The organism is Bradyrhizobium sp. PRIMUS42, from assembly GCF_023006515.1.
Taxonomy (GTDB): Bacteria; Pseudomonadota; Alphaproteobacteria; order Rhizobiales; family Xanthobacteraceae; genus Bradyrhizobium.
This window is the reverse complement of sequence record NZ_JALBGZ010000975.1, coordinates 1-1895: the sequence shown is the minus strand read 5'-3', so window position 1 is coordinate 1895 and position 1895 is coordinate 1. Positions and strand designations below refer to the sequence as shown.

Sequence of the window (1895 nt, the reverse complement as noted above, 5' to 3'; positions counted from 1 at the left end):
GGGTCGCCGGCCGCTCCCACGCGGCAATACAGGCCACCAATTACGGGGGCATCGCGAACGGCCCCAGGGGCTGGGGCCAAAAAACCCACTAAGCCGGTGTCGAGGTTGCACTGCTGACCGCCGCCGGCCTGATGCTGATCTCGCCGCTGCTCGGGATCTGGCTGACGATGCCGCGCGTCGGTGCCCGCAACGAGGATGCCGATGTGCTGGCCGATCCCGAGGTGAAGCTGTCCCTGACGGGACGCAGCGGGCCCCTGGTCGTCGAAATCGAATATCGCGTCGCGCAGGAGAACGCGCGCGCGTTCCACAACGTGATGCAGGACGTGCAGCTCTCCCGGCAGCGCAACGGCGCCTATGGCTGGTCGATCGCTCGCGACATCGCCGATCCTGAATTGTGGACCGAGCGCTATCACTGCCCGACCTGGTTCGATTACTTACGCCAGCGCAACCGCTCGACCCAGTCCGAACGCGCGCTGCACCAGGAGGCGATCGCCTTCCACATCGGCCCTGAGCCGGTGCGGATCCGCCGCATGCTGGAGCGTCCGTTCGGCTCGGTACGCTGGAAGGAAGAGACGCCAGACCGCGCCAACGAAGAGGTGCTGCCGGTGGTCGCGACCGCGGCGGGAAGCAGCACGTAGGCTTGTGAACCCGTAGCCGGGATGGAGCGAAGCGCAATCCGGGATTCTGTCCGCGGTAGGATTGCCCCGGATTACGCTTCGCTCCATCCGGGCGACGAGAGCTATCTACTGCCCGTGCTCGGTCAGCACCTTGTCGCAGCCTTTGCTCAGCTTCGTACGGTTCTGCTTCAGGCAGGCGAGCACGGCGCCGTCACCATTGTTCATCACGGCGCGGCAGAAGCGGCTGACATCGCGCGCACAAGCGTCGTGGCCGGGCTGCTGCTGCGCTGTTGCGACCGAGGCGCACAGGAGCAAAGGAATGATGAAAAGGAATCTGGTCATCGCGTAATGCCTCTTACCCGGAAAGATATGCGGGGAAGCTAGTGCGACGATCCCGGGGCTGCAACGGCTTTATTTGCCGAGCGCGAGAGTGCCGCCGCGTGGCCCCGGCTTGACGCCGGGGCACATCGCGAAGGGAGCTGACCGGCGCGACGATCGTTGTTGCGCGCGCGCTCTTATTGACTGTTCTGGGCGTCAGCGACCTTGCGCGACGCGCCCTTGGCCAGATCCTTGTCCATCACCGCGCGGCAGCCGGCGCTCAGATCCGAGCGATGCTTCATCATGCACGCCGTGATCTTCGGGATGTTGGGGATTTCCGATGAGCACAGGCGGAAGGCGTCGCCGGTGCACATCTGCTGCGCCTCGGCCGAGAAGGCGAAGCTCGCGCTCGTCGAAGCAATCGAGACGATGGCGGCAAAGCCCAGAGCCAGGCTGAAGTCGCGGATACTGGCAGAGAAGGACTTGGTGTTCAGAGACGTGGTCATTTGAAGCTCCCATTGGCGCCGTCGCAACGGCGCCCGTTGTTGATGGGAACTACGATGCTCCAGCAAAACAGTTTCCACTGTGATGGTGGTCACGGGCCGCACCCCGACTGTGACCTTGGTCACTTTGGCGCACCTCCCTGAAAATCCTCCACAACCGCCGTCGTGTTGGTGTCACGTTAACTGTTACTTCGCATTAATGGCTCGTCGCGCGGGAAATTCCGCCGTGTTGGTTGCGTAATTGGAAAGAATGGCGATGCGTAATGCGTTGGGCCTGATGCTGGCCAGTGTAGTTGCGGCGGTCGTGATTGCCGCCGGCGGTTGGTTTTATTATTCCTCGCGCGCCGATCAGGCCGCTCCCAAGACAGTTGCCGCCCGTGCCGCCGACCAATTGCCGGCACCGGCGAAGCTCGCCGCCAGGGATGACGTCGAGACCACCGCGACGGTCGCGGCCAAG

The 1895-nt window shown here is 63.9% G+C and carries 2 protein-coding genes and 2 pseudogenes; 2 read left to right on the top strand and 2 right to left on the bottom strand.

Going from position 1 to position 1895, the window contains the following annotated elements:
• Positions 1-638: pseudogene (locus tag MOV75_RS36445) on the top strand (MFS transporter); the annotation flags it as partial.
• 105 nt (positions 639-743) lie between these two features.
• Here the strand turns inward: MOV75_RS36445 and MOV75_RS36440 are convergent.
• Positions 744-959, bottom strand: a complete 216-nt coding sequence (locus MOV75_RS36440; protein WP_247007799.1) for a cysteine rich repeat-containing protein — start codon at positions 957-959, stop codon at positions 744-746.
• Between the two features lie 173 nt (positions 960-1132).
• Positions 1133-1441, bottom strand: coding sequence for a hypothetical protein (locus tag MOV75_RS36435; protein ID WP_246932335.1), 309 nt, complete (start codon positions 1439-1441; stop codon positions 1133-1135).
• 253 nt (positions 1442-1694) lie between these two features.
• Here MOV75_RS36435 and MOV75_RS36430 point away from each other — a divergent pair.
• Positions 1695-1895, top strand: a pseudogene (locus tag MOV75_RS36430) (polysaccharide deacetylase family protein); the annotation flags it as partial.